Origin of the sequence: Streptococcus mitis ATCC 6249 (assembly GCF_000146585.1) — a bacterium.
Lineage (GTDB): Bacteria > Bacillota > Bacilli > Lactobacillales > Streptococcaceae > Streptococcus > Streptococcus mitis_AZ.
The window spans coordinates 1,123,382-1,148,256 of sequence record NZ_GL397179.1; the positions used below are offsets into that span (position 1 = coordinate 1,123,382).

At 39.8% G+C, this 24,875-nt stretch carries 25 protein-coding genes; 5 read left to right on the plus strand and 20 right to left on the minus strand.

Annotation, left to right across the window (positions count from 1 at the left end; translation table 11 throughout):
* Window positions 1–8: 8 nt before the first annotated feature.
* From HMPREF8571_RS07240 to xerS, 4 genes are all read left to right on the plus strand, one after another.
* The gene (locus HMPREF8571_RS07240) at window positions 9–1,559 is read left to right on the plus strand and encodes a ClC family H(+)/Cl(-) exchange transporter (RefSeq protein ID WP_000392578.1); all 1,551 of its coding nucleotides are present in this window, start codon (window positions 9–11) and stop codon (window positions 1,557–1,559) included.
* A gap of 49 nt (window positions 1,560–1,608) precedes the next feature.
* A complete protein-coding gene (locus tag HMPREF8571_RS07245; protein WP_000827858.1) occupies window positions 1,609–2,349 on the plus strand; it encodes a CPBP family intramembrane glutamic endopeptidase in 741 nt (246 codons plus the stop codon).
* A gap of 65 nt (window positions 2,350–2,414) precedes the next feature.
* Window positions 2,415–2,852, plus strand: a complete 438-nt coding sequence (locus HMPREF8571_RS07250; protein WP_000697142.1) for a MepB family protein — start codon at window positions 2,415–2,417, stop codon at window positions 2,850–2,852.
* A 177-nt stretch (window positions 2,853–3,029) separates the two neighbouring features.
* Window positions 3,030–4,100 (plus strand): tyrosine recombinase XerS, encoded by a 1,071-nt coding sequence (gene xerS / locus HMPREF8571_RS07255; protein ID WP_000817892.1) that lies wholly within the window; start codon window positions 3,030–3,032, stop codon window positions 4,098–4,100.
* A 72-nt stretch (window positions 4,101–4,172) separates the two neighbouring features.
* Here xerS and HMPREF8571_RS07260 read toward each other — a convergent pair whose 3' ends face one another.
* The 18 genes from HMPREF8571_RS07260 to eno form a co-directional block, all read right to left on the minus strand.
* The gene (locus HMPREF8571_RS07260) at window positions 4,173–5,162 is read right to left on the minus strand and encodes a lipoate--protein ligase (protein ID WP_000873996.1); all 990 of its coding nucleotides are present in this window, start codon (window positions 5,160–5,162) and stop codon (window positions 4,173–4,175) included.
* Window positions 5,163–5,357: 195 nt separating this feature from the next.
* A complete protein-coding gene (gene lpdA, locus HMPREF8571_RS07265; RefSeq protein WP_001162883.1) occupies window positions 5,358–7,061 on the minus strand; it encodes a dihydrolipoyl dehydrogenase in 1,704 nt (567 codons plus the stop codon).
* A gap of 41 nt (window positions 7,062–7,102) precedes the next feature.
* Window positions 7,103–8,146, minus strand: coding sequence for a dihydrolipoamide acetyltransferase (locus HMPREF8571_RS07270; protein WP_000752694.1), 1,044 nt, complete (start codon window positions 8,144–8,146; stop codon window positions 7,103–7,105).
* A 449-nt stretch (window positions 8,147–8,595) separates the two neighbouring features.
* A complete protein-coding gene (locus HMPREF8571_RS07275) occupies window positions 8,596–9,588 on the minus strand; it encodes an alpha-ketoacid dehydrogenase subunit beta (protein ID WP_000448706.1) in 993 nt (330 codons plus the stop codon).
* A 16-nt stretch (window positions 9,589–9,604) separates the two neighbouring features.
* A complete protein-coding gene (locus HMPREF8571_RS07280; RefSeq protein WP_000105352.1) occupies window positions 9,605–10,573 on the minus strand; it encodes a thiamine pyrophosphate-dependent dehydrogenase E1 component subunit alpha in 969 nt (322 codons plus the stop codon).
* A 158-nt stretch (window positions 10,574–10,731) separates the two neighbouring features.
* Window positions 10,732–12,090, minus strand: coding sequence for an MATE family efflux transporter (locus HMPREF8571_RS07285; protein ID WP_000286289.1), 1,359 nt, complete (start codon window positions 12,088–12,090; stop codon window positions 10,732–10,734).
* 41 nt (window positions 12,091–12,131) lie between these two features.
* On the minus strand, window positions 12,132–13,400 hold the full coding sequence (locus HMPREF8571_RS07290; RefSeq protein ID WP_000924523.1) for a dihydroorotase: 1,269 nt from the start codon (window positions 13,398–13,400) through the stop codon (window positions 12,132–12,134).
* Window positions 13,401–13,412: 12 nt separating this feature from the next.
* Window positions 13,413–13,877 (minus strand): NUDIX hydrolase, encoded by a 465-nt coding sequence (locus tag HMPREF8571_RS07295; protein ID WP_001135756.1) that lies wholly within the window; start codon window positions 13,875–13,877, stop codon window positions 13,413–13,415.
* A 9-nt stretch (window positions 13,878–13,886) separates the two neighbouring features.
* Entirely contained in the window at window positions 13,887–14,540 is a 654-nt protein-coding gene (locus tag HMPREF8571_RS07300; protein ID WP_001164854.1) for a uracil-DNA glycosylase, read from the minus strand.
* A gap of 121 nt (window positions 14,541–14,661) precedes the next feature.
* Window positions 14,662–14,955 carry a hypothetical protein gene (locus HMPREF8571_RS07305; protein WP_000448756.1) on the minus strand — a complete coding sequence of 98 codons (294 nt, stop codon included), beginning with the start codon at window positions 14,953–14,955 and terminating at the stop codon, window positions 14,662–14,664.
* A gap of 23 nt (window positions 14,956–14,978) precedes the next feature.
* Entirely contained in the window at window positions 14,979–15,671 is a 693-nt protein-coding gene (locus HMPREF8571_RS07310) for a YjjG family noncanonical pyrimidine nucleotidase (protein ID WP_001146406.1), read from the minus strand.
* 60 nt (window positions 15,672–15,731) lie between these two features.
* The gene (locus HMPREF8571_RS07315; protein WP_001016296.1) at window positions 15,732–16,619 is read right to left on the minus strand and encodes a hypothetical protein; all 888 of its coding nucleotides are present in this window, start codon (window positions 16,617–16,619) and stop codon (window positions 15,732–15,734) included.
* Window positions 16,620–16,946: 327 nt separating this feature from the next.
* Window positions 16,947–17,450: a hypothetical protein gene (locus HMPREF8571_RS07320; protein ID WP_004240154.1), complete on the minus strand. Its 504-nt coding sequence runs from the start codon at window positions 17,448–17,450 to the stop codon at window positions 16,947–16,949.
* Window positions 17,451–17,734: 284 nt separating this feature from the next.
* A complete protein-coding gene (locus HMPREF8571_RS07325; RefSeq protein WP_001137899.1) occupies window positions 17,735–18,277 on the minus strand; it encodes a ClbS/DfsB family four-helix bundle protein in 543 nt (180 codons plus the stop codon).
* A 148-nt stretch (window positions 18,278–18,425) separates the two neighbouring features.
* Entirely contained in the window at window positions 18,426–19,349 is a 924-nt protein-coding gene (locus HMPREF8571_RS07330; RefSeq protein ID WP_001178527.1) for a hypothetical protein, read from the minus strand.
* Between the two features lie 182 nt (window positions 19,350–19,531).
* Complete coding sequence (locus HMPREF8571_RS07335) at window positions 19,532–20,368, minus strand: AraC family transcriptional regulator (protein WP_000972220.1); 837 nt, start codon at window positions 20,366–20,368, stop codon at window positions 19,532–19,534.
* Window positions 20,369–20,570: 202 nt separating this feature from the next.
* A complete protein-coding gene (locus HMPREF8571_RS07340; protein WP_000031471.1) occupies window positions 20,571–21,065 on the minus strand; it encodes a YkgJ family cysteine cluster protein in 495 nt (164 codons plus the stop codon).
* Between the two features lie 124 nt (window positions 21,066–21,189).
* Window positions 21,190–22,494 (minus strand): surface-displayed alpha-enolase, encoded by a 1,305-nt coding sequence (eno, locus tag HMPREF8571_RS07345; RefSeq protein WP_000022813.1) that lies wholly within the window; start codon window positions 22,492–22,494, stop codon window positions 21,190–21,192.
* A gap of 163 nt (window positions 22,495–22,657) precedes the next feature.
* On the opposite strand from eno, the gene HMPREF8571_RS07350 reads away from it, so the two are divergent.
* Complete coding sequence (locus HMPREF8571_RS07350) at window positions 22,658–23,104, plus strand: DUF1694 domain-containing protein (protein WP_000131093.1); 447 nt, start codon at window positions 22,658–22,660, stop codon at window positions 23,102–23,104.
* Here HMPREF8571_RS07350 and HMPREF8571_RS07355 read toward each other — a convergent pair.
* A complete protein-coding gene (locus HMPREF8571_RS07355; protein WP_000706395.1) occupies window positions 23,101–24,216 on the minus strand; it encodes a glycerate kinase in 1,116 nt (371 codons plus the stop codon). The two genes, HMPREF8571_RS07350 and HMPREF8571_RS07355, sit on opposite strands and share 4 nt — an antisense overlap.
* Window positions 24,217–24,225: 9 nt before the next feature.
* Entirely contained in the window at window positions 24,226–24,870 is a 645-nt protein-coding gene (gene serB, locus HMPREF8571_RS07360) for a phosphoserine phosphatase SerB (protein WP_000195504.1), read from the minus strand.
* Between the last annotated feature and the right edge of the window lie 5 nt (window positions 24,871–24,875).

Here is a 24,875-nt window from a genome sequence, read left to right on the forward strand (position 1 = left end):
AAATGATTATGGAGGAACAGTCAGAAACACTCAGTTCCAAGAAAGAATTTGCCTTTGCCTCAAGCACCATATTATCCCAAGTTGGCCGAGGAATTATTGTTGGTCTCGTCGTCGGGCTAATCGTCGGATCCTTTCGTTTCTTAATCGAAAAGGGTTTCCATCTGATACAAGGGCTCTATCAAGATCAAGCGCACCTAGTGCGCAATCTTTTTCTCATTGGTCTATTTTATGTAATCGTTTGCTGGCTCAGTGCGAAACTAACTCGGTCAGAAAAAGATATCAAGGGTTCAGGAATTCCTCAAGTCGAAGCCGAACTAAAGGGACTGATGACTCTTAACTGGTGGAGTGTCCTCTGGAAGAAATATGTATTAGGTATTCTTGCTATTGCCAGTGGCCTTATGCTAGGTCGAGAAGGGCCAAGTATTCAACTTGGAGCGGTCGGTGGTAAAGGTATAGCCAAGTGGCTCAAATCTAGCCCAGTAGAGGAACGTTCCCTGATTGCCAGTGGAGCTGCTGCAGGTTTAGCAGCAGCATTTAATGCACCGATTGCAGGTCTCCTCTTTGTTGTAGAAGAAGTCTATCACCATTTTTCACGCTTTTTCTGGGTCTCGACTCTAGCAGCCAGCATCGTAGCAAACTTTGTCTCATTACTCATATTTGGTCTAACACCCGTACTGGATATGCCAGACAACATTCCTCTCATGAACCTAGACCAGTATTGGATTTACCTCCTTATGGGAGTTTTTCTCGGGCTTTCTGGTTTTCTCTATGAGAAGGCTGTACTCAATGTAGGTCGAATTTATGACTGGATTGGTCAAAAAATCCATTTGGATAAAGCTTATTATCCAATCCTGGCCTTTATCCTTATCATACCAGTCGGGATTTTCTTGCCACAAATCCTTGGTGGTGGAAATCAGGTCGTTCTTTCTTTGACTGAGCAAGATTTTAATTTTCAGGTTCTATTAGCTTACTTTTTTATTCGCTTTGTTTGGAGCATGATTAGTTATGGAAGTGGCCTCCCAGGAGGAATTTTCCTACCAATTTTGGCGCTTGGTTCCTTACTTGGTGCCCTAGTCGGTGTCATTTGTGTCAATCTTGGGCTTGTCAGTCAGGAGCAGTTTCCTATATTTGTCATTCTGGGAATGAGTGGCTACTTTGGGGCAATTTCCAAGGCTCCCTTAACTGCCATGATCCTCGTAACTGAGATGGTTGGAGATATTCGTAACCTCATGCCACTGGGCTTAGTGACTTTGGTCGCCTACATCGTCATGGATCTGCTCAAGGGAGCACCAGTCTATGAGGCCATGCTAGAAAAAATGCTACCAGAAGAAGCGACAGATGAAGGAGAAGTCACCCTCATTGAAATCCCTGTATCAGATAAAATAGCAGGAAAACAGGTTCACGAGCTTAACCTGCCACATAACGTACTCATCACCACCCAAGTCCATAATGGCAAGAGCCAAACAGTTAACGGCTCAACTAGAATGTATCTGGGTGATATGATTCACCTAGTGATCCCAAAAAGTGAAATTGGAAAAGTCAAAGATTTGTTGTTGTAGGTTTTTTACATAATTTATTTTACGTAAAATATTATTGAAAGGATTCTCTATGAAAAGAAATAAGGCAATTGCGGTATATTTGCTAGGCACATTTAGCCAAATTGTATCAGTTTGTCTCCTTTTCTTTCTCTTGAATCATTTTTCTGTTCAGTCCAATCTATTAACTATTTTAGGAATCATTCTAGGTGGGATTTCTTCAGCGCTTTGGGGAATAATTGTTGCAAATCACTATTTTCATATTCCTTTTAAGAGGATCGTTAACGATTTTTTGAACATTCATACCAGTTATAAACACTATTTATTATCTTTTTTCCTTATTATCCTTGATTTTTCTTTTCTAATGTTTGGTGGGAAAATGATAGAATTTAGCTGGTATCTCCCATTTTTGATGTTCTTCAAATTTATTGTCTTTGGTGGTATAGAAGAGATTGGATGGCGATATGCTTTTCAACCAATTTTACAAGAAAAGCTACCGTATTTTCACTCAACAATCCTAACCTTTTTCAGCTGGGCGATTTGGCATCTGTTGTTCTTTTACATAGATGGCTCCCTAGCAACTCTGCAAATTCTACCGTTTTTATTTGGATTGCTGACGAATTCTTTCATACTCTCAGCTCTTTATATCAAAACAAAGAATCTCTGGATTTGCGTTATGACACATTCAATCATTAACGTCTTGTCTCAGCTAACCATAGACACTGATCAATACGAAACCTACCTGATTAGAATCTTCGTCATCTTGGTATCCTGCTATATGGTTGTACATAAAAAAGATGTGCATAGTCGGTAGCTGATTTTGTTGGAAACAGTATTATTCTTTGGAAAAGTTATTTGCTAAGGAGGACATACATCATAATGAAAATACTCGATGTTTTATATAATTTTTATGGTGATTTTGATTTCATTGAAGAAAAATACAATGAAAAATACGAAGGTATTCTGATCAATATAAAGGAAGAGCAAGGGTATAAAAGATGCCGCTTGGCAAAAAGAACACCAAAAAAAGAAGGATATTTTACAGTTTTTTGGAAAAAAGACCAAAACAACAAGAACATTCCTTATACCAATGAGGACTTAGGGAATGAACTTATAATCGTTATCATTGATAATGATAAGAGGGGACTATTCATTATTCCAAACGAGGTGGCTATTCGTAAAAACATTCTGTCGACAAAAGATAGCAATGGAAAAATGTCTATGCGATTTTATCCTCCTTGGTGCTCAAATTTAAATACAACAGCTCAAGCAACACAAAAATGGCAATTGCAATATTTTAGAGAAATTAAAATATAAACATATTGCCGGATTAGATACACACAAAAGACCTGTTTCTTATGATTGTGGAACCAGGTCTTTGTTTTTTCTAGAATCCATCAAACACTTATACCATCTTTCCGAAAAACTATAATTTTCTTGAAAAATATATAAGTCTATGCTATACTACTAGTAGACTAATTTATGGAGAAAATCATGAAACGTGAGATTTTGCTAGAACGAATCGACAAACTAAAACGAATCATGCCCTGGTATGTTCTGGAATACTACCAATCTAAGCTTGCTGTTCCATACAGTTTTACAACCTTGTACGAATACCTCAAGGAATATGACCGATTTTTCAGCTGGGTTTTAGAGTCTGGGATTTCAAATGCTGATAAAATGGCTGATATTCCTTTATCGGTCTTGGAAAACATGTCTAAGAAAGACATGGAATCCTTTATTCTTTATCTACGAGAACGACCTTTGCTGAATGCTAATACAACCAAACAAGGCGTTTCACAGACAACTATCAATCGGACCTTGTCAGCACTTTCCAGTCTTTACAAATATTTAACTGAGGAAGTTGAAAACGACCAAGGAGAGCCCTATTTCTATCGTAATGTAATGAAGAAAGTTTCAACAAAGAAAAAGAAAGAAACTCTTGCTGCCAGAGCTGAAAACATCAAGCAAAAACTCTTTCTAGGTGATGAAACAGAAGGTTTTCTAACCTATATCGACCAAGAGTACCCACAACAGCTCTCCAACCGAGCTCTATCTTCCTTTAATAAGAACAAGGAGCGAGATTTGGCCATTATTGCCCTTCTCTTGGCCTCAGGTGTCCGCTTATCTGAAGCTGTTAATCTGGATCTAAGAGATCTCAATCTCAAAATGATGGTTATCGATGTCACTCGAAAAGGTGGTAAACGAGACTCGGTCAATGTCGCAGCCTTTGCTAAGCCATACCTAGAGAATTATCTCGCCATTCGTAATCAACGCTATAAGACGGAAAAAACAGATACAGCCCTTTTTTTGACTCTCTACAGAGGAGTTCCTAATCGTATCGATGCTTCCAGCGTTGAGAAAATGGTTGCTAAGTATTCTGAGGACTTCAAAGTCCGTGTAACTCCCCACAAACTACGCCATACCCTAGCAACTAGGCTCTATGATGCAACTAAATCGCAAGTTTTGGTCAGCCACCAATTAGGACATGCCAGCACACAAGTCACTGACCTCTATACACATATCGTCAATGATGAACAAAAGAATGCTTTGGACAGCTTATGATTGATACGTAATAATAATTATGTAAAACAAATCTAAAAAAAGTTGCTAAAATATGCAACTTCTTTTTTCTTTTTATCCTACCACTGCTTCAGCAATTTCTTCACGGCTGATACCAGCAAAGTAGCGTGTAATATCAATGCTTTCTAGCGCCTTAAGGACATCTTCGCGTTCGTATTTCACTCCACGAAGGACATCTTCTACAGCTGCAACATCTTCGATACCAAAGAAATCCCCATAAATCTTGATGTCTTGGATTTTTGATTCGAGAACATTAGCAAAGACTTCCACCTTACCACTAGTGAATTTTGTTCCACGACGGACGTTAAATTCAGGTGATTTACCGTAGTTCCAGTCCCAAGTACCGAACTTAGTATCCTTGATTCGATTGATTTCAGCCAATTCTTCCTCAGAAAAAACGTATTCTGTCATCTCTGGATACTCTTTTTTCATGTATTCCAAGAGTAAGTCACGGAATTCTTCGACTGTGATTTTTTCTGTTAATTCATTGATAATATTGGTTACACGAGCACGAACAGATTTCACACCTTTTGATTCAAATTTATCCTTTGAAACCTTAAGGGCATTTGCGAGGACTGACAAATCAACGTCAAAGAGCAAGCAACCGTGGTGCATGATACGGCCGTTGATATAGGCTTGGGCATTGCCACAGAACTTCTTACCATCAATTTCAAGGTCATTACGACCTGTAAATTCAGCTTTAACCCCAAGTTGAGCCAAAGTATTGATAACCGGAGTTGAGAAGCTCTTGAAGTCAAAAGCCTTGTTTTCATCTTCCTTTGAGATAATCGTGTAGTTGAGATTATTTAAATCGTGGTAAACAGCTCCACCACCACTGATACGGCGGACTACCTCAATGCCATTTTCGCGAACATAATCACGGTTGATTTCTTCGATAGTGTTCTGGTGACGACCAACAATGATAGATGGCTTGTTAATCCAAAGTAGGAAGATTTGATCCTCATCCAAAAGGTGTTTAAAGGCATATTCTTCCAAGGCGATATTAAAGGCAGTGTCGTTTGAATGATTGATAATATATTTCATAGTATTTCCAAAAATTTAGTTTTTAAATTCTGTTCATAGCAATCCAATTTTCTAAAGTGGTAAAAAGAAATGTAACGTGTTATCGTTACATTTCTCGGAAAAATTGAGACAAGAGGCTCAATTTTTAGGCATGGAACTCTAATAGAGGTCGCTGCCGTCCGTACTACTTTAAGAAAATTTAGTTGAAAATCTTATTTATTTTTTCTTAGGTGAATGGATAGCCATTCCTAGAACATCTGCAAATGCTTCGTACATCACTTCAGAGTATGTTGGATGTCCGTGGATGGTCTTCAGCATTTCCTCAACAGTGATTTCCATTTCGATAATGCTTGACGCTTCGTTGATCAATTCTGCAGCTGCAGGACCGATGATATGAACACCAAGGATTTCTCCGTATTTCTTATCTGCAATGACTTTTACGAAACCTTGAGCCGCATCAGAAGCAATAGCACGTCCATTAGCCGCAAAGTTGAATTTACCGATGGCAACATCGTATTTCTCACGAGCCTGCTCTTCAGTCAGACCTACTGCTGCTACTTCAGGAAGAGTGTAGATGGCTGCAGGAGTCAAGTTGAGTTTTGCTACGACGTGATTTCCTTTAAGCGCATTTTCAGCGGCAACTTCACCCATACGGAAGGCTGCGTGAGCCAACATCTTGGTACCATTGATATCACCTGGTGCATAGATACCTGGAACAGAAGTTTCCATGTATTCGTTGACCTTGATACGTCCACGATCCAATTCAAACTCAACATCGCCAATTCCTTCGAGGTCTGGCACACGACCAATTGAAAGGAGCGCTTTGCTTGCGATGATATCATCTTTTCCTTCAACTTTAATACGAAGTTGACCATTTTCCTCGACGATTTCTTGCAGTTTAGTACCAGTCAAGATGGTCATTCCTTTACGCTCAAGGATCAAGCGAAGGTTCTTAGAAACTTCCGCATCCATAGCTGGAACGATACGGTCCATCATTTCGATAACAGTCACTTTTGAGCCAAATGTCATGAAGGCTTGACCAAGTTCGATACCGACAACACCACCACCGATGATAACAAGGCTTTCTGGAACTTCGTTCATTTCAAGAATGTCGTCACTTGTCATCACGAGTGAAGATTCCATACCAGGAACATTGATCTTGCTGACTTTTGAACCACCAGCAAGGATGATTTTCTTGGTTTCAAGCAATTCTGAACCATTAACTAAGACATTCTTGTCTTTAGTGATGGTACCAATTCCTTTATGAACAGTAACTCCGTAGCTACGAAGAAGACCTGCAACTCCACCAACCAAAGTATTAACAACCTTAGACTTGGTTTCAAGGAGTTTGTCCATATCTACAGTGAAGTTTGGATTTTCGATGACGATACCACGGTTTGCTGCGTGACCGATGTTTTCGATGATCTCAGCATTGTGAAGGTAGGTCTTAGTTGGGATACATCCACGGTTCAAGCACGTTCCACCGAGTTCAGATTTCTCAACAAGGGCAACCTTCCCACCGAGTTGGGCAGCTTTAATGGCTGCTACATATCCAGCAGGACCTCCACCAATCACAACGATATCAAAGGCATCATCGCTCTTACCGTCGTCGTTTGAGGCGCTAACTGCAGGCGCAGGTTTTGATTCTGGTGCAGCAGCTCCAGCTGTTGGGATGTTTTCCCCTTCTTCGCCAAGATAACCGATAACTTCAGTTACTGGAACAGTTTCACCATCTCCTTTAAGGATGGCAATCAAGTATCCATCTTCTTCGGCTTCCAATTCCATACTGACTTTGTCAGTCATGATTTCCAAAAGGATTTCTCCTTCTTTTACAAATTCTCCGACTTTTTTATTCCATTGGACGATTTGTCCTTCTGTCATATCTACGCCGGCTTTTGGCATAATTACTTCTAAGGCCATGTCTTACTTCCTTCTAAATCTCTAAAATAATAATAGCTGACTTAAACCAACATTGAAATTGGATTCTCAATCAAGGCTTTCAAGTCTTTCATAAACTTAGCACCAGCCATACCATCTACGACACGGTGGTCAATGGTTAATCCTAAACTCATGATTGGTCGGATAACAATCTCACCATTAACAACAACTGGTTTCTCAATTGTCGAACTTACACCCAGAATAGCTGAGTTGGGTTGGTTAATGATCGGACCAAAAGATTGAACGCCAAACATTCCCAAGTTACTGATAGTAAATGTTGAATTTTGAAGTTCACTTGGAGCTAATTTACCATCCAAGGTACGACCAATGACATCTTTGAAGGCTACAACCAACTCTGAAAGGCTCATCTTTTCAGCATTGTAAACAACAGGTGTCATCAATCCATTATCCATTCCAACTGCCATAGCAAGGTTGACATAGTTGTGAGTGACAATGGTCTTAGCATCTTCAGTCAATGAAGCGTTGATGTAAGGATGTTTCATTAATGTCTTAACAACAGCCAGTGAAAGAAGATCAGTAACCGTGATTTTCTTACCAGTAGCTTCCATGATTGGTTCAAGAACCTTCTTACGAAGAGCTAGCATTTCAGACATATCGACATCGTAGTTGAGCGTGAAAGTTGGCGCAGTTAGGTAGGATTCAACCATACGTTGGGCGATTACCTTACGCATTGGTGTCATTGGAATACGCTCAATCTCACCATAAGGAGTGATGTTGTCTGGAACTTTTTCCACTTTTTCGATTTGAGCAGGAGACTTGATAGTGTCGTTTTCGATATTTTCAGGAAGGAAGGCCAAAACGTCCTTCTTCATGATCTTACCACGATGACCAGTTCCTTGGATTTCCTGCCAAGCAATGTTATGTTCAAGGGCAATTCGTTTTGCAAGTGGCGAAATGCGAACCACATTTGTGTCTTTATAAGTTTCCACGTCTTCTTTGTGGACACGACCGTTTGCACCTGAGCCAGAAACGTCGTAGAGGTTGATACCTAGATCATCCGCTAACTTTCTAGCCGCAGGAGTCGCTCTTAGCTTGTCATCAGCCATGACCTCTCCAATTCTATACTAAGATATTAAGGACGAAGAGGACAATGAAAAAATAGGAGATTGACGATGTGTTCGATGAACACAAGGAAATCTATCTTTTTTTCACAGACCTCCGTCCGAATTCAATTACATGATACCAAGGGCGAAAAAGTCAAGGTGAAAATAGGAAACTTGACGAAGAAACTTTAGTTTCTAGGAAAGTTTATCTTTTTCACACAGACTTTAGCCCGTGTTCAACTCTACAAGTAACTTGGACACGAAACGTGTCTCAAGTTACTACGGTTGCCGCTATTAGGCGGTCAACCTAGTAGACTTACTAAGTCGTTCGTCGAATATAATCGATTCGACTCCCGTCTGTCGCAACTTTTCAAATAAGTTGGATACGAAATGTATCTCATGTTGTTAAAGTTAAAAAGAACAATTGTTTACATAATTTATCTTATGTAGTTTTATTCTTTGTTATAGGTTTTACGGATTGCATCTTTGATGCTTTCAACTGTTGGAATCATTGCATTTTCTAGGTTTTGTGCGTAAGGCATTGGTACATCTTCTCCTGCGCAACGGCGGATTGGCGCATCTAGATAGTCAAATGCTTCTGATTCTGAAATGATAGCTGAAATCTCTCCGATATAGCCACTTGTTTTGTGGGCATCGTTAACCAGAACAACCTTACCAGTCTTCTTAACTGAGTTAATGATGATATCCTTATCAAGCGGTACAAGGGTACGTGGGTCAACAATTTCAACCGAAATTCCTTCTTCTGCCAATTCCTCAGCAGCTTGAACCACACGACGAAGCATTTTTCCATAAGTAACAACTGTTACATCCGTACCTTGGCGTTTGATTTCCCCAACTCCAAGTGGGATTGTATAGTCTGGATCAACTGGCACTTCCCCTTTTTGGTTAAATTCTGACTTGTATTCAAGAATGATAACAGGGTTATTATCACGGATAGAAGACTTGAGAAGTCCTTTCATGTCCGCAGGAGTACCTGGTGCTACAACCTTAAGTCCAGGAATGTGAGTGAACCAAGACTCTAGGGATTGCGAGTGCTGTGCGGCAGAACCAACTCCGTTACCAGCTGCACAACGGACAGTCATTGGAACTTGGCCTTTACCACCAAACATATAACGTGTTTTAGCAGCTTGGTTGACGATATTGTCCATGGCAATGACTGAGAAATCCATAAAGGTCATATCGACGATTGGACGAAGTCCCGTCATGGCTGCTCCAGCAGCTGCTCCAGAGATAGCAGCTTCAGAAATCGGACAGTCACGGATACGTTCTGGACCAAATTCTTCAAGCATTCCAACAGAAGTTCCGAAGTCTCCTCCGAAGACACCGACGTCTTCTCCCATCAAGAACACATTTTCATCGCGACGCATTTCCTCAGACATAGCAAGGATAATGGTGTCACGGAAGGACATTGTTTTTGTTTCCATTTTTATCTCTTTCTCCTTAGTCTGCGTAAATATCTTCAAATGCTGATTCTAGTGGTGGGAATGGGCTTTCCTCAGCAAATTTAACAGAAGCTTCTACTGCTGTTTTCACTTGTGCTTGGATTTCTTCCAATTCTTCAACGCTAGCAATGTTATTTTCAATAAGGTAATTGCGGAGGTTTTCAATTGGGTCTTTTTGTTTCCACAATTCCACTTCTTCGCGCGTACGATATTTACCAGGGTCAGATGATGAGTGACCAAGCCAGCGATAAGTGACACTTTCAATCAAGACTGGACCATTGCCACCACGAACGTGGTCTACAGCTTTCTTAAATCCTTCATAAACGTCGATGACGTTGTTTCCATCTTCAATAAACATTCCAGGAATTCCATAAGCTGCGCTACGGTGATGGATATGTTCCACGTTAGTCATTTTCTTGATATCCGCAGAGATACCGTAACCGTTGTTAATGCAATAGAAAATGACTGGAAGGTTCCAGATAGAAGCCATGTTCACTGCTTCGTGGAAGACACCTTCGTTAGTCGCTCCATCCCCAAAGAAGCAAACGACAATTTTTCCAGTATGTTGCATTTGCTGACTGAGGGCTGCACCAACAGCGATTCCCATACCACCACCTACGATACCATTGGCACCAAGGTTACCAGCATCAAGGTCAGCAATGTGCATGGAACCACCTTTTCCTTTACAAGTTCCAGTGTACTTTCCAAGGATTTCAGCCATCATTCCGTTGAGATCAATTCCTTTGGCGATAGCTTGACCATGACCACGGTGATTTGAGGTGATCAGATCATCTGGATTGAGGGCCAGCATAGCTCCGACGTTAGCAGCTTCCTCTCCAACAGAAAAGTGAGTCATACCAGGGACTTTTCCCTTCTTCACTAACTGAGCAATTTTTAAGTCCATGCGACGGATTTCTTCCATCTTACGGAACATCTCTAGCAAAAGATTTTTATCTAAAGTTGACATAATCTTGCCTTTCTAACATTGTTCTTACCTTACTATTTTACCTTTTTTAGTATACGCTGTCAAAGTATTTGTTAAGAAAAATTCACAAAACACAAAAAAGAAATCCCCGACGAAACAGGGTTTTCTTTAATTAGAATATTTTTTTCACAAACTTGTTTTCAATTTATTTTCCAAAAATTAGTTGTTTTTTTCATGATCGTTTGCAAGCGCCATTGATAGAGGATAGCACTAACGACTAAACTCGCTATTAAACCAATCCAGTAAGAATAGGCTCCCAAAGTTGTTACTTGGTCTAAGAATAAACCTAATGGAATGGACACAGCCCAGTAAGCAATTACTCCAAGATAAAAGGGAACAACCGTGTCCTTGTAACCTCTGAGAATTCCTTGCAAAGGAGCTGCAACAGTGTCAGCTAACTGGAAAAATAGACTATAGGTTAGGAAGGTAGATGTTAGTTTAATGAAGTCTGGATTATTTCCATATAAACTGGCTACGGCATCTCTCAAGATATAGAGAAAGCTTAAGGTAAAACCTGCAAATATCAACGCTATCCAACGACCAATTTTGATATAGGTCTTGGCATCATCAAAACGCTTTGCCCCAACCTCATAAGAAACCACTATTGCCATAGCAGAAGAAATGCTTACTGGAAAGGCATACATGAGAGTTGAGAAGTTCATGGCTGACTGGTGGCTGGCAATAATCATAGACGAAAACTTTGCCATAATCAAACCAACGACTGAAAAAATAATCACCTCAGCAAAAACTGTACCACCGATTGGTAAGCCCAAACGAATCCCTTCTTTGATCTTCACTAGATCAAGCGGAAGTGGTTTTGCCAAATGAAACTCTTTTAACTTTTTCTGCTTTAAAAGAATGATGACAGAGATTCCGAGAAGACACCAGTAAGCCAAGGAAGTACCTAAGCCTGCTCCTGCTCCCCCTAACTCTGGAAACCCAAAGGCACCGTAAATTAACAAATAGTTAAATCCACAATTTAAAGGTAGTAATAAGAGCATGAGGTACATAGATAGCTTGGTCAAGCCCAGTGAATCAAGTAACGATCGGATAACACTGAAAAGCAGCAAGGGAATAATTCCGATAGACAAGTACCAAAGATAAGAAACCGAAACAGCTGCCACTTGATTTTCTAAGCCGATATGATTTAAGACTGGTGGTGCGAAAAAAATCACAATCCCGAGCAAAATCAAAGACAATCCAAATGCTAAATAAATGAATTGGTAGAAGTCAGATGCTACTTCTTCCTTTTTACCTCGTCCAAGATGATGGCCTATGATTGGAACCATAGCCGAAACAATCCCTGTCAAAAAAGTGAAGAAAGGATTCCATAGACTCGTTGCAGTTGAAACGCCAGCCAAGTCCATGGTATTGTACTGCCCCGTCATGGTTGTATCGACAAAAGAGGCAGAATAATTGGCAAACTGATAAATCAGGATAGGAAAAAATATCTTAAGAAATAAAATAAACTTATCTTTAAATTGATGGGTTCGATACATATACGCTCTCTATTCTTATAGTTTATAGAGCAGAGTCCCATCTAGTTTTGGTAGACAATTTGTCCCTTGCAGATGGTATATTTGACCTGCCCTTTTAAAGTTTCCCCGATAAATGGAGAATTGGCTGATTTTGAAGCGAAGTTTGGACCAACAGTACGATCAGCCTTGTCATCAAAGATAGTGATGTCCGCTGGACCATTTTCAGCCAAGTAGCCTGCTTCAAAGTTGTAAAGTTTGGCCGGATTGACAGTCATTTTTTCTAGTAATTCCATCAAGCTTAGTTCACCAGCTTCCACCAAATAAGTCAAACCAAGAGAAAGAGAGGTTTCTAAGCCAGTCATACCAGATGGCGCTTTGGTGATATCTTCTACATTTTTCTCATCTGCATGGTGAGGCGCGTGGTCAGTCGCGATTACGGAGATGACTCCCGACTTAAGACCTTCAATCACGGCACGACGGTCTGACTCCAAACGAAGCGGAGGATTCATTTTGGCATTGCTTCCTTGTGTCAAAAGGAGAGCTTCCGTCTTAGAGAAATGCTGTGGCGCTACTTCTGCTGTGACTTGCGCTCCCAAACCTTGAGCGAACTCCACTACCTTGACACTTTCTTCCTTAGATAAATGCTGAATGTGAACATGGGCCTTGGTTGCATAGGCAATCATAACATCACGCGCAATCATGGCGTATTCTGCCACCCCTGTCGCACCACAAATATGGAAATGTTCCTTAGCGATGTTTTCGTTAAATCCAAGAATTCCATTCAAACCAGGATCTTCCTCGTGAAGACTGATAAAGGTATTGAGTTTTTTGGCTTTTTCCATGGCTTCCTTGACAACTTTACTACTTTCAAGTGGAATACCGTCATCAGAAAAACCAACAGCTCCAGCTTCTAAAAGCGCCTTAAAGTCTGTCAGGTCTTGCCCATTAAAATTCTTAGTAATGGTCGCAACCGTTTTGACATTAATCTTTTCCTTGGTAGCAGATTGGAGAACTTCTTGAAGAGTCTCTATATCCGAAATGGTTGGACTGGTATTAGCCATCATGACAACTGTTGTAAAGCCACCCGCTGCTGCAGCTAGAGCACCGGTATGGATGTCCTCCTTGTGGGTCTGACCAGGTTCACGGAAATGAACATGAATATCCACTAGTCCAGGCGCAACCACAAGCCCAGTAGCATCAAGCACCTCAGCTCCTTCTTCCTTGATTTCAGACGCAATTTTGACAATTTTCCCATCTTGGACCAAAACATCACACACTTGATCCAAACCAGACTTAGGATCCATTACACGACCATTTTTGATTAGTAGCATCTGCTTTCTCCTTTATTCATAGAAATCGACTTGGGTATCCAATAATTTATCCCCATCATAAACAAACTTGGCTGAAAAGAAAGGTTTGTCCTCTAAAAGCCACTCAACAAAAGTGTGATCACCCTCCCAAGTTGGCTTGCTCAAAACCTCGTCATAGGGAACCCATTCTAAAGTTCCCTCATTGCAGTCAATCAAGTCACCCTCAAACTCCGTCACCTTAAACACATAGGTGTACCAGTCTAAATCTGGCGTAAATTCAGGAAAAGTGATAACGCCTTTTAGCACAGGCTTGGCTTTTAGACCTGTTTCTTCGAGAATTTCACGCGCCGCGCATTCCTGAGGCGTCTCTCCTCGCTCTAGCTTACCACCCACACCAATCCATTTGCCAGCATGGACATCATTGGGCTTTTTATTGCGATGGAGCATGAGCAGTTCTTTTCCGTTATCAATGTAGCAAATCGTCGCTAACTGAGGCATATTTTCTCCTTATCTAAGCCAATTGATTGGCTCTTGTCCTGTCTCTCTTAAGAATGCATTGGCCTTGGAAAAAGGCTTGGAACCCCAAAATCCTCTGTAAACAGATAAAGGACTTGGATGGGCTGATTCGATAATCAAGTGATGAGGATTTGTAACCAAGGCCTTCTTCTTACGTGCATAGGCTCCCCAAAGTACAAAAACGACTGGTCTATCTAGATTATTGACCACCTGAATCACAGCATCTGTAAAGGGCTCCCATATATGTCCAGCATGACCATTGGCCTGGCCAGCAGGAACGGTCAAACAAGCATTGAGAAGTAAGACTCCTTGCTCAGCCCAAGCGGTCAAATCATGGGATGCTTTAACTCCAATATCATCTGCTAATTCTTTCAATATATTTTGCAAGGATGGCGGAGCTGGAATAGCATCTGGAACCGAAAAACTCAAGCCTTGCGCCTGACCTGGTCCATGATAAGGATCCTGCCCCAGAATAACCACCTTAACCTCCTCTAGAGGTGTTGTCAATAGAGCCTGAAAAACCTTTTCCTTAGGCGGATAAACTGTTCCTTGCGTATAGACCTGCTCCATAAACTGATTGATTTTTCCAAAATAACCTTCAGGTAATTGCTCCTTAATCAAAGCATGCCAAGATGAGTGTTGCATAAAGCCTGCTCCTTCATTTTTACTGCCTCTATTATAGCAAAAAGTGGCTATGGAAACCACTTTTTACAGTTCTTATATCTACTGCTATTTATCCTAGTATTGGGCATTAGTATTTACAGTATCAATCAGCTATTAGAAACTTTTCGATTGTATCAATAGCATTGGAAAGTTGATTATTTACAGACTTCATCCGTTCAAAATTAGCGTCCATATAGTAGAGTTCAGATAAGCCACCCCTAGGAAGAAAGAGTGAATAGTGGATATTCATCTTCTCTCGAGTACTTAACTCTATATGATTGCTTATGATATACTTTAACTCTTTTAACGAATTCACTTGAGCATTCACGCCTTCTAACTGATACTGCTCAATGAGCTTTAGTAAGTTGTCGATCTCTTCAATGACTTTAGTTTCCATATCAATACCTCTTAGGAAAAGCACTACAAAGCATCTAAACAATCCAGCAAGTCTTGATAAGAATGGACTTCATAAGTTGGCTGGGCTTGTGTCTTATTTTCCAGATGATGGGGATTGTACCAGATAGTGTCAATTCCAGCATTATTGCCACCTTGAATATCAGCTGTTAGGGAATCTCCAATCATCAGCGTCTTTTCTTTGCTAAAGCCAGCAATCTGCTGACCGATTTTTTCATAGAATAGTGCGTCAGGCTTTTGTGTTTGTAATTGTTCGGAGATAAAGACTTGGTTGAAATAGGGGGCCAGACCTGATTGAGCCAAACGACCCGTCTGAATGGCAGTGATTCCATTTGTCGCAGCGTACAGCTCATAATCACGCTCGATGAGACTGTCCAAGAGTTCATGTGCGCCCGAAAGAGTTTGTCCCTGCTGAGCGAGATAAAATTGGTAACGCTGGGCAAGTAACCTACCGTCTTTTTCCTGTCCAAAATGGGCAAATAAACGAGAAAAGCGCGTGTTAACCAGTTCTTGTTTACTGATTTTCTTTTGCTCCAAGTCCTTCCAGAGGGCCTTGTTCATAGGAACGTAATAGTCTTTATAGGCTTGAATGTCCGCAACTCCTTTTTCCTTTAGAAGTTGCGTCAAAGCCACATCCTCAGCAGCATCAAAATCAAGCAAGGTGTGGTCAAGGTCGAAGAGTAGAAATTTGTAGGGCAATTTGAGAGATTTCCTTTCTTGGGGGTGCACTTTTTTTAATCTTTAAAATTTCTTTTAATATTATACGATATATCTATCAATTAAATCTATATACTCCGTTTCATTGATAGCATATTTTATTATATCTTTTTGAGGAAAAAAGAATTGACCATTTTTCTTAAATACGAATTTAGAAAGCTCGTATAAGTTTATTGACATATCATTGAAACGTTTTAAATATTGCCTATAAGAAGTATGTTTGTTTGAAGGAACTTTCCCCTGTATAAATCTATCATTATAAGCAGGTTTAAAATAATTAATAAGTTTGGCTTCAACTAAGTTAATAAAATCAGACTCTTGTATTTTAATCTGAAAACTATGACCTGATATATCATAAATATCAGATAATTCAGCATTTGAGGTGCTTTCCGTAGTAAGGTTAGTCCACATCAAATCTTCCTTAACAGAAAAACTTATTAAGCGTATGTCGAAATCTAACTTAGAATCAATTATATCAGCTAATATTTTTTGAAGAGTTTCATGGTTAATCAATCGTTTTCCGGTGTTTCTAGATTCCTTATTACCTTTTGCTTGCCCAATATACAATATCTCACCCAATACTTGTCTATTCACTTTAAATAATAAATCTGAAATTAAAAACTCCTCATCATTTATATATAATTTTCGCTTATCGCTACTTACTTCTAAACTGCGAATAACTTCCGGTATTTTTATTGTAAGTTCAATTTTGTTTCCACTATTAGTTTCTACTTCTACAAGCAGATCTGGATTAGGACTATCAGTATATCTGCAACCTGAGATTAAAGTTCTGGTAATACCAATTATCATGTAGAGATGGTGATCGCTTGGAATTTTAGCATCTTTTAATTCACTAGGCTTTAGAATAATAACATTGTTAGCTTCTACAAAGGAAAATAGTCCTAATTTTGCACTTAAATTATGGTTCATATTTACTTCACTTATCCTTCTAACTTTAATAAATTTCCCTTCATTAATTTATTAGATTTAGACATATTATACCATAATAAAAAATATTTACTAATATCCTATTTATCCGTAAACAATAGAAAAAGTGAGCAAGAAATCATAGTGCTATTTTTACCCACTTTTTAAAGTAAAGATTGCTTTTTTTCAACCGTGATGACGACTTACTCTATGAATGGATGCCATAGTTTTCATTAAACTCTGTTAAAAGATCTTCCTATTGTAAATATGTAACTATCTTTATCTAAATTAATTTAAAGGACTGAAATACTTTCAAATATCTCACTTCCCCTACCCCAACTCCTTGGCTATTCTGCTCTTTTCAAGTTTTCCCTTAGTAATTCGTTTCCATAAAACAAGTGGGGTCAAACTATAAGATAGACGTACGAGGTAGTAATTAAGCCATTCAATAAAGGCAAAAAGCTGTATTAGTGTGGCTATAGTAGCCACTTGGAAACTCTGTGTATTCCAGACAATAAAAGGAAAGCCTGAAATAAGTAAAACAAGGTCTAGTATTCTGAAACCACCATATAGTTTGGGGACACTAGCGCTTCCGAACTGAGGTTTCGAGAGTCTTCTAATCAAAATCGCCCAATAGATTGAACCTTGAAGCAAAATAAATGTCAGTAAAGACAAAGGATAGAGAATGGTTACTAGACTATTCACATCACCAAGCCGATTTTTCAAAAGGAAAAAACAAAACCAAAAGGATAGGACGGCTGTAAGCTCTCCCAAACAGAGGGACATCAACTCTTTTCTAACTTTCTCTTTTTGTATGTTCATCATCTCACCCATCTATCTATCAACCTATATCAGAAAAAAGCCATTCGAGGCATTTTCTAGTCAAGATTTCTCAGAATCAAGACATTCTAAGCATCGAACAGCTCTATTACTTTAATATCATTGTAATTCTAAACTTAGAATTACATTAAAATAAATGTTTTAGGTCTATTCTAAGTCTATGATAACCTTAAATTTTAATTTTTGAAGGATTCTAAAGCTAGAATTGTTCAAAAATCACGAGAATGGAGCTATTCGAAGCTTAGAAGAACCTTTGGTGAATTTCAATAGCACTTCAACTAGCTATTCTTACAATTTCTCTGATGAGCTTTGAGTTTTTTCAGAGCCCAATCATAGTGACTGGAAGTGGCACTCACAAAGTAGGAACCTAAACTTGTCCCTCCTGTCCACTTATAGACACCTTTGTTAAAGAGTTGGTCATTGCTAAAACCTTCCATCAACTCTAAAACCTCTTTATGCGATTGCTCTAGTAGCCTAGTCGCTTCTTCTAGAGTCCTTTTCTGGTGCTTCTTCCAAATAGCGACATTCATTTCCCCATAAGTTTTCCAATTATAAGGCTCAGGGAGAAAAGGTCTTTCATGTCCCTTTTGATTAGAATGTACCCAGGTCAAAAGTAACTGCTGCCATTCATAGAGATGGATCAGAACATCCCGTAGATTTTTATCTCTTTTCCAGTGAGCTTCTTTTTTCTTTTGGTCTTTTGAAAAATCAAAAGGAGTCTGTAGCTCCTCTTCACTCAACTGAGAAATGAGGAGATTAAGTTTTTCATAGTTTTCCTTAGAGGCTAACACTAGCTCCTCTTTTGTTTTTGGTCTAGGCATAGGAGTTCTCCCTTCACTTTCAAGTTGGATATTCTATTTCCTCACTTCATTATACCATAATCAAAAAGCAGTTCTTCATTTTGCGAAGAACTGCTTTTATTACGAACAACTACTTTTACTTGCCATTTTATAAAAGTTAGGAGCACCCCTAGACTTGCTTGTTTACATATAAATCTCTAAAGCGACCATCCACTTCAGCTATCTGATAGAGCAAGTGGGCTAGTTCTTGGTATTCTTCTTTTAAACACGAAAGGTGAGCTTGGCCAAATAAAGAAGCCAATTCTTCTTTTAATCTTGCCCCTTCGGGATCATGATCTTTTAAGAACTTACTGAGATAGAGATTTCGAACAGCCGCAAGTTTGAAGCTGAAATACTGATGCAATTGCTTTTGCTCCATATTTAAGCCATTTTCAGCAACTGCTTTTGCATAACATTCCAAAACACCGTTTTGGCCATTCAGATATCGGTTTTTCATAATCCTTGCCGTTTCCTGATAGATTTCAGTTTGACTAGGACTCTTTACCTTCCTAAAATTTCCCCACATGGAGTATGCTCCGCGCTTATAGTCAATAGCCTCTGCCTTCCATGCTTCTAATATGTCATTAAAAGCAACCTTCATACAGGCAAAACCAGCTGGATCATGCAAATAGAGATACTGATCATCAATGCCATACACGGTTACGAAGTGATCCACACCATAAAGGATTGTGTGATTGGGATTGTAAGTCAAATGGCCCATATCAAGAGGTCCCAGTACGACAGGTCCATTGGACAGAAAGGTTTCCAACTTTGCTTTAATCTCTTCCAAATCTACTTCCGTTCTATCTTTTATATAGAAATCCTCATAGTCAAATCCAAGTATTTTTAAGGAATGAGAGATGGAAAGATCTGGCATTCCATTATCAAAAAATACTAGAGGGTGCTGCTCATCTTCCTTTACGATACTAGCTCCATTTCCCATCACCATAATTGCCTCTAAAAACTCTGCTTTAAAGTCATAACCATAGGTTTCTAGTGCCATTGCCAATGAATAGCTATAGCAAAGTGACACATCTCCAAAATACATCTGCATATTCATGCCTCCTTATCTTATATGGGACTATTATACCGAGAAAACTATTCGCAAGCCCCATAAATTCCAAACAAAAAGTATGGCATATTTGCTTTACAGACATGAATTTCCACAATAAAAGACTCTGTAGAGGTTCTTTCTACAGAGTCAGATTTGCATCTTTAAAAAAAGCAGAAAATGATCTATTCCTTGATCACTGGTATCCAGAGTTCCATTTGATAGTCTGGGGACGACATGTCTCCCCCGGTATAGACTTCAAAGTCTGGCGCTCCTGAGTGGCGATAGCCAGTTTCTGGGAAAAAAATCTCTAGAACATATTTCCAAGCATGGTGAATGCTTGCTGGTATAGGGCCTTTGACTGGTACGATTGCATATTCAGCTTCAGAGATGTCTTTGATTGACAGACCCAATTCTTCTGCTTTTACTTTATCCGTCACATCGTAAGCAGCCATATAGTCGATAATTTCACCTTCTTTGACATCCGAGCAGACGCCAAAGGATTGGCCACTCCCAAAACCTTCTAGGCTTTCTAAGCTGTGATTGGCATAGAGCTGCTCCCATGCAGACGGACACTGGCTATTGTCAATAGCTTCCAATAGGACGCCTGCCACAGTAAAAGCAGGTTTCTTTTGAATCTTGATATCCATGTTCTTTCCTCCTGTAATCTTTAAGGATAATTGAAGTCTAGGAAAGACCCGATAAGGTTTTCCATTTCGAACTTCTGAGGGAGTTGCCCCATGGAATTTCTTGAAGGCTGCGCTGAAAGCATCCGCAGAGTCATAACCGTATTTCAGAGCTATGTCAATGACTTTCTCAGAGCTTTCCCGTAAGTCTGTCACTGCTTCTGACAGCCTGCGATTGCGTAAGTATTCTGCCAAGGTCATATCTGCCAGAATGGAAAAAAGTCTGCTAAAGAGAGGGTACGAATAGCCCGATAACTGCTGAAATCTTTTCATATCCACTTCTCCAGTCAGCTGCTGCTCCAAATAATCCATGGTTTGATTGAATTGATGCATCATATTCGTTTGTTCTTACCTCCACAAGATACAAAAGTCCTTAAAAGCAAAGTGAAAACAGAAAAATTGACGCTATAGCTTCTAGTTCTAGAAATTTTCTCTTTTTCGAACAGCTTTTAGGCCGTGTTCAATTCTATCTATAGTCTATCAGATATCAGATACTTTCGCCCCAGAATCTTTGTACAAGATTTAAAGGTGTAAATTTCTATAACTTATCCTTTAATTTCTCAACAAAGAGATAGGCTGCAGGGCAGGTCAAGGTATTCTTAATCGTCAAATGGTTGATTTGATGGATCTTTTTACGATCTGTATGGGGAAATTCACGACAAGCCTTTGGACGAACATCATAGATAGAGCAGAGATTGTCTCCTCCTAGAAAGGGACAGGGCATGGATTTAAAAACCTTGTCACCGTCTTCGTCCACCTGGAGAAACTCTGCTTCAAAGGCTGGTAATTTCATCTTGAAATACTTGGCAATACGTGTAATATCGGCTTCTTTGAAGTCAGGTCCCAATGTCTTGCAACAGTTAGCACATGCAGTGCAATCGATCTCAGCAAAAACTTCTTCGTGAATTTGCTGGGCTATCTTATCTAAGTTTTTAGGAGGTTTTTTCTTTAGATTGGCTAAGACTTTTCGGTGCTCCTTTTGCTTTTGCAAGGCTAGTTGGTGGTAATACTCAATATCAATTTCTTTAGACATAATTTCTTTCTAATACAAGTGTTTTTGTCTATTATACCATAAGTTATTTTTCATTTTTAAGTATTGTACATAAAAAGCCCTTCGGATAAAATCCGACGGGCTTAAAACGTTGTTAAATCAACGATTATTTTTTAAGGTTGTAGAATGATTTCAATCCACGGTATTCAGCTACTTCACCAAGTTGGTCTTCGATACGAAGCAATTGGTTGTACTTAGCGATACGGTCTGTACGTGAAAGTGAACCAGTCTTGATTTGTCCTGCGTTTGTTGCAACTGCGATGTCAGCGATTGTTGAATCTTCAGTTTCACCTGAACGGTGTGATACAACTGCAGTGTAACCAGCTTCTTTAGCCATTTCGATAGCTTCGAAAGTTTCAGTAAGAGTACCGATTTGGTTAACTTTGATAAGGATTGAGTTTGCAGCGCCTTCTTGGATACCGCGTGCAAGGTAGTCAGTGTTTGTTACGAAGAAGTCGTCACCAACAAGTTGTACTTTCTTACCAAGACGTTCAGTAAGAGCTTTCCATCCATCCCAGTCGTTTTCATCCATACCATCTTCGATAGTGATGATTGGGTATTTGTTAACCAATTCTTCAAGGTAGTCGATTTGTTCTGCAGATGTACGAACAGCAGCGCCTTCACCTTCAAATTTAGTGTAGTCGTAAACTTTGCGTTCTTTATCGTAGAATTCTGATGATGCACAGTCAAATCCGATAAATACATCTTTACCTGGAACGTATCCAGCAGCTTCAATCGCAGCAAGGATAGTTTCAACACCATCTTCAGTTCCTTCGAAACGAGGAGCAAATCCACCTTCGTCACCTACGGCAGTTTCCAAACCACGTGATTTAAGGATTTTCTTAAGAGCGTGGAAGATTTCTGCACCGTAACGAAGAGCTTCTTTAAATGTTGGCGCACCAACTGGCAAGATCATGAACTCTTGGAAAGCGATTGGAGCGTCAGAGTGAGAACCACCGTTGATGATGTTCATCATTGGAGTTGGAAGAACTTTAGTGTTGAATCCACCAAGGTAGCTGTAAAGTGGGATTTCAAGGTAGTCAGCAGCAGCACGAGCTACAGCAATAGACACACCAAGGATTGCGTTTGCACCCAATTTACCTTTGTTAGGAGTACCGTCAAGTGCGATCATAGCACGGTCGATAGCTTGTTGGTCACGTACATCGTAGCCGATGATAGCTTCAGCGATGATGTTGTTTACGTTGTCAACAGCTTTTTGTGTACCAAGACCACCGTAACGAGATTTGTCACCGTCGCGAAGTTCAACTGCTTCGTGTTCACCAGTAGAAGCTCCTGATGGAACCATACCACGTCCGAAAGCACCTGATTCAGTATAAACTTCTACTTCAAGTGTTGGGTTACCGCGTGAGTCTAGGACTTCGCGAGCGTAAACATCAGTAATAATTGACATTTTTTACTCTCCTTTGAGTTAAATTTTTTACACCTCTATGATACCTTAAAAATAAGCGTTTTTCAAGAAAAAACGTTATCTTTGTGCAAATTTTCCTTAACTTTATAAAGTAATCGCTTTCTTTTTGTCTGTTTTCTCGCGATTTTTGTGATATACTATTTTTATGACAGATTTATCAAAACAACTACTAGAAAAAGCTCATGGTGGGCCGAAATTAAACCCTGACGAACAACGTCGCTATCTCGGCACTTTCGAGGAAAGAGTTCTTGGCTACGCGGATATCAGTACTGCCAATAGTCTTGAATTAGAACATGGATTTTTCTCTATTTTAGAGAGTTTTCAAGAAAAGGTAGAGGCACTTTTTGTGAAGATCTCTCCAAATATAGAGTTTGACAAACAAGTCTTTTACTTAAAACAAGCAAAGGAAAGCAACTGCCAGGCGACTATTGTTTCAGACGATCATATCACTTCTCCTTTTGGTCTTGTCATTCACACGAACGAACCTGTTCAAGTAGACGAAAAGGACCTTAGACTTGCATTTTCGAATCTCTGGGAGGAGAAAAAGACAGAAACGCCTAAAAAATCCATCTGGAAAAAATGGTTAGGTTAATCCTTCCTCATATTTAATAAATGACCGATATTAGTGGCTGTGTGCTCCAAATAGAGACTTGCATTTTTCAGACTCTCTTCCAAAGGTTCACTTTTCTCTAAAATTGAAAAGGCTGCTTGTATATTTTCGAATGGTAGAGGAGGCAAATCCTCAGAAAGACTACCGCAAATAGCGATAACAGGAACTCCGTTAGGGGTTCTTTTTGCTACACCGATAGGAGCTTTCCCAACAAAGCTTTGGCTATCCAGTCTGCCTTCTCCAACGATAACCAAGTCGGCCCCTGCAACCTTCTTGTCAAAGCCAATCAAATCTAAGCAAGTGTCAATCCCAGATACAATACTGGCCTCAGCAAAGGCACAGAGTCCTGCAGCAATGCCACCGCCAGCTCCTGCTCCCTTCAAAGACAGGGTTGAAGGTGAGAATTTTTCATAGAACCTCTGTATAGCCAAATCTACTGTCTCAAACAAAGCAGGATCCAAGCCCTTTTGTTTGCCAAATGTGTAGGTTGCACCTTGATGACCACATAAGGGACTCTCAACATCTGCTAGAATGCGGATTTTCACATTTTCAGGAATCCTATACAACTCACTGTCTGAAACTGACTCGAACTCAAGCAAAGTCTGACCGCAAGCAGGCAATTCTTTTCCCTTCTTATCATAAAAGTGATAACCCAAAGCAGCTGCAATGCCTATCCCACCGTCATTACTAGCCGTACCGCCAACTCCGATATAAATTTCTTTCATCCCTTGATCAATGAGATGGCGAATCAACTCTCCAATACCTTGAGTTTGGATGTGGAGGGGATTTCGTTTCTCCCGCGGAATCTTCCCAAGACCAACCAAATCAGCAACTTCAAAGAGCGCTATTTGACCTTTTTGAAAGTAGCGCATTGCTTCTTTATGACCAAAAGGTCCCGTCACCTCTTGCCATTTTTCTTCTAGTTCAAGAGAATGGCGAATAGCGTCTACAGTTCCTTCCCCGCCATCACCAACTGGACAGAGCAGACATTCTACATCCACTATTGACTGTTCGAAGCCCCTTTTTATAGCTTTGGCAACCTCTTCTGCTGTCAAACTTTCTTTAAAAGAATCAGGTGCAATTACAATTTTCATAGTCCCCTCTCATTCTAAGAAATCAATCAAAGGAAGAACTTCTAAAAGATCCCTCGTATCTACATGACAAGCTATCTCGACTTTTACGACCTCCTTGGCACAAAAGGCTATACCGTGACCTGCTGACTTTAACATCAAGAGGTCATTGGCACCATCACCGATGGCAATCGTTCTTTCTTTGGAAAGTCCTAATTCCTTTCTCCATCTCTCAAGAGTAGCTTTTTTAACTTGACCTGTCACAATTTCACCGACTAATTTTCCAGTTAAAAAGCCGTCTTTGACTTCCAACTGGTTAGCAGAGAAATAGGAGATACCAAGGGATTTTGCTAATCTCTCAACTATTGGTGTAAATCCACCTGAAACGAGACCAACTAGAATGTCATTCCTTTGGAGAATAGAGATAAATTCCTGAGCATTTTGGGTAAGATGAATAGATTTGAAAACTGTATCCAAAACTGAAATCGGAAGACCTTTTAACAAAGCGACTCTCTCTCGTAAGCTTGTTTCAAAGTCCAGTTCTCCCCTCATTGCTTGATTGGTAATCTCTGAAATTTCTGCTTCACAACCTGCTTCTTTTCCTAGAAGATCAATCACTTCCTCTTCTATCAGGGTGCCATCAACATCCATAACACAGAGCCCCATTACTTGAGTCATCACTT

Bases quoted from the DNA above. Each gene is read 5' to 3' on its own strand.
- HMPREF8571_RS07240 (WP_000392578.1), top strand. From the start codon at position 9: ATGGAGGAACAGTCAGAAACACTCAGTTCCAAGAAAGAATTTGCCTTT.
- HMPREF8571_RS07245 (WP_000827858.1), top strand. From the start codon at position 1,609: ATGAAAAGAAATAAGGCAATTGCGGTATATTTGCTAGGCACATTTAGC.
- HMPREF8571_RS07250 (WP_000697142.1), top strand. From the start codon at position 2,415: ATGAAAATACTCGATGTTTTATATAATTTTTATGGTGATTTTGATTTC.
- xerS (WP_000817892.1), top strand. From the start codon at position 3,030: ATGAAACGTGAGATTTTGCTAGAACGAATCGACAAACTAAAACGAATC.
- HMPREF8571_RS07260 (WP_000873996.1), bottom strand. From the start codon at position 5,162: ATGAAATATATTATCAATCATTCAAACGACACTGCCTTTAATATCGCC.
- lpdA (WP_001162883.1), bottom strand. From the start codon at position 7,061: ATGGCCTTAGAAGTAATTATGCCAAAAGCCGGCGTAGATATGACAGAA.
- HMPREF8571_RS07270 (WP_000752694.1), bottom strand. From the start codon at position 8,146: ATGGCTGATGACAAGCTAAGAGCGACTCCTGCGGCTAGAAAGTTAGCG.
- HMPREF8571_RS07275 (WP_000448706.1), bottom strand. From the start codon at position 9,588: ATGGAAACAAAAACAATGTCCTTCCGTGACACCATTATCCTTGCTATG.
- HMPREF8571_RS07280 (WP_000105352.1), bottom strand. From the start codon at position 10,573: ATGTCAACTTTAGATAAAAATCTTTTGCTAGAGATGTTCCGTAAGATG.
- HMPREF8571_RS07285 (WP_000286289.1), bottom strand. From the start codon at position 12,090: ATGTATCGAACCCATCAATTTAAAGATAAGTTTATTTTATTTCTTAAG.
- HMPREF8571_RS07290 (WP_000924523.1), bottom strand. From the start codon at position 13,400: ATGCTACTAATCAAAAATGGTCGTGTAATGGATCCTAAGTCTGGTTTG.
- HMPREF8571_RS07295 (WP_001135756.1), bottom strand. From the start codon at position 13,877: ATGCCTCAGTTAGCGACGATTTGCTACATTGATAACGGAAAAGAACTG.
- HMPREF8571_RS07300 (WP_001164854.1), bottom strand. From the start codon at position 14,540: ATGCAACACTCATCTTGGCATGCTTTGATTAAGGAGCAATTACCTGAA.
- HMPREF8571_RS07305 (WP_000448756.1), bottom strand. From the start codon at position 14,955: ATGGAAACTAAAGTCATTGAAGAGATCGACAACTTACTAAAGCTCATT.
- HMPREF8571_RS07315 (WP_001016296.1), bottom strand. From the start codon at position 16,619: ATGAACCATAATTTAAGTGCAAAATTAGGACTATTTTCCTTTGTAGAA.
- HMPREF8571_RS07320 (WP_004240154.1), bottom strand. From the start codon at position 17,450: ATGGGTGAGATGATGAACATACAAAAAGAGAAAGTTAGAAAAGAGTTG.
- HMPREF8571_RS07325 (WP_001137899.1), bottom strand. From the start codon at position 18,277: ATGCCTAGACCAAAAACAAAAGAGGAGCTAGTGTTAGCCTCTAAGGAA.
- HMPREF8571_RS07330 (WP_001178527.1), bottom strand. From the start codon at position 19,349: ATGCAGATGTATTTTGGAGATGTGTCACTTTGCTATAGCTATTCATTG.
- HMPREF8571_RS07335 (WP_000972220.1), bottom strand. From the start codon at position 20,368: ATGATGCATCAATTCAATCAAACCATGGATTATTTGGAGCAGCAGCTG.
- HMPREF8571_RS07340 (WP_000031471.1), bottom strand. From the start codon at position 21,065: ATGTCTAAAGAAATTGATATTGAGTATTACCACCAACTAGCCTTGCAA.
- eno (WP_000022813.1), bottom strand. From the start codon at position 22,494: ATGTCAATTATTACTGATGTTTACGCTCGCGAAGTCCTAGACTCACGC.
- HMPREF8571_RS07350 (WP_000131093.1), top strand. From the start codon at position 22,658: ATGACAGATTTATCAAAACAACTACTAGAAAAAGCTCATGGTGGGCCG.
- HMPREF8571_RS07355 (WP_000706395.1), bottom strand. From the start codon at position 24,216: ATGAAAATTGTAATTGCACCTGATTCTTTTAAAGAAAGTTTGACAGCA.
- serB (WP_000195504.1), bottom strand. From the start codon at position 24,870: ATGACTCAAGTAATGGGGCTCTGTGTTATGGATGTTGATGGCACCCTG.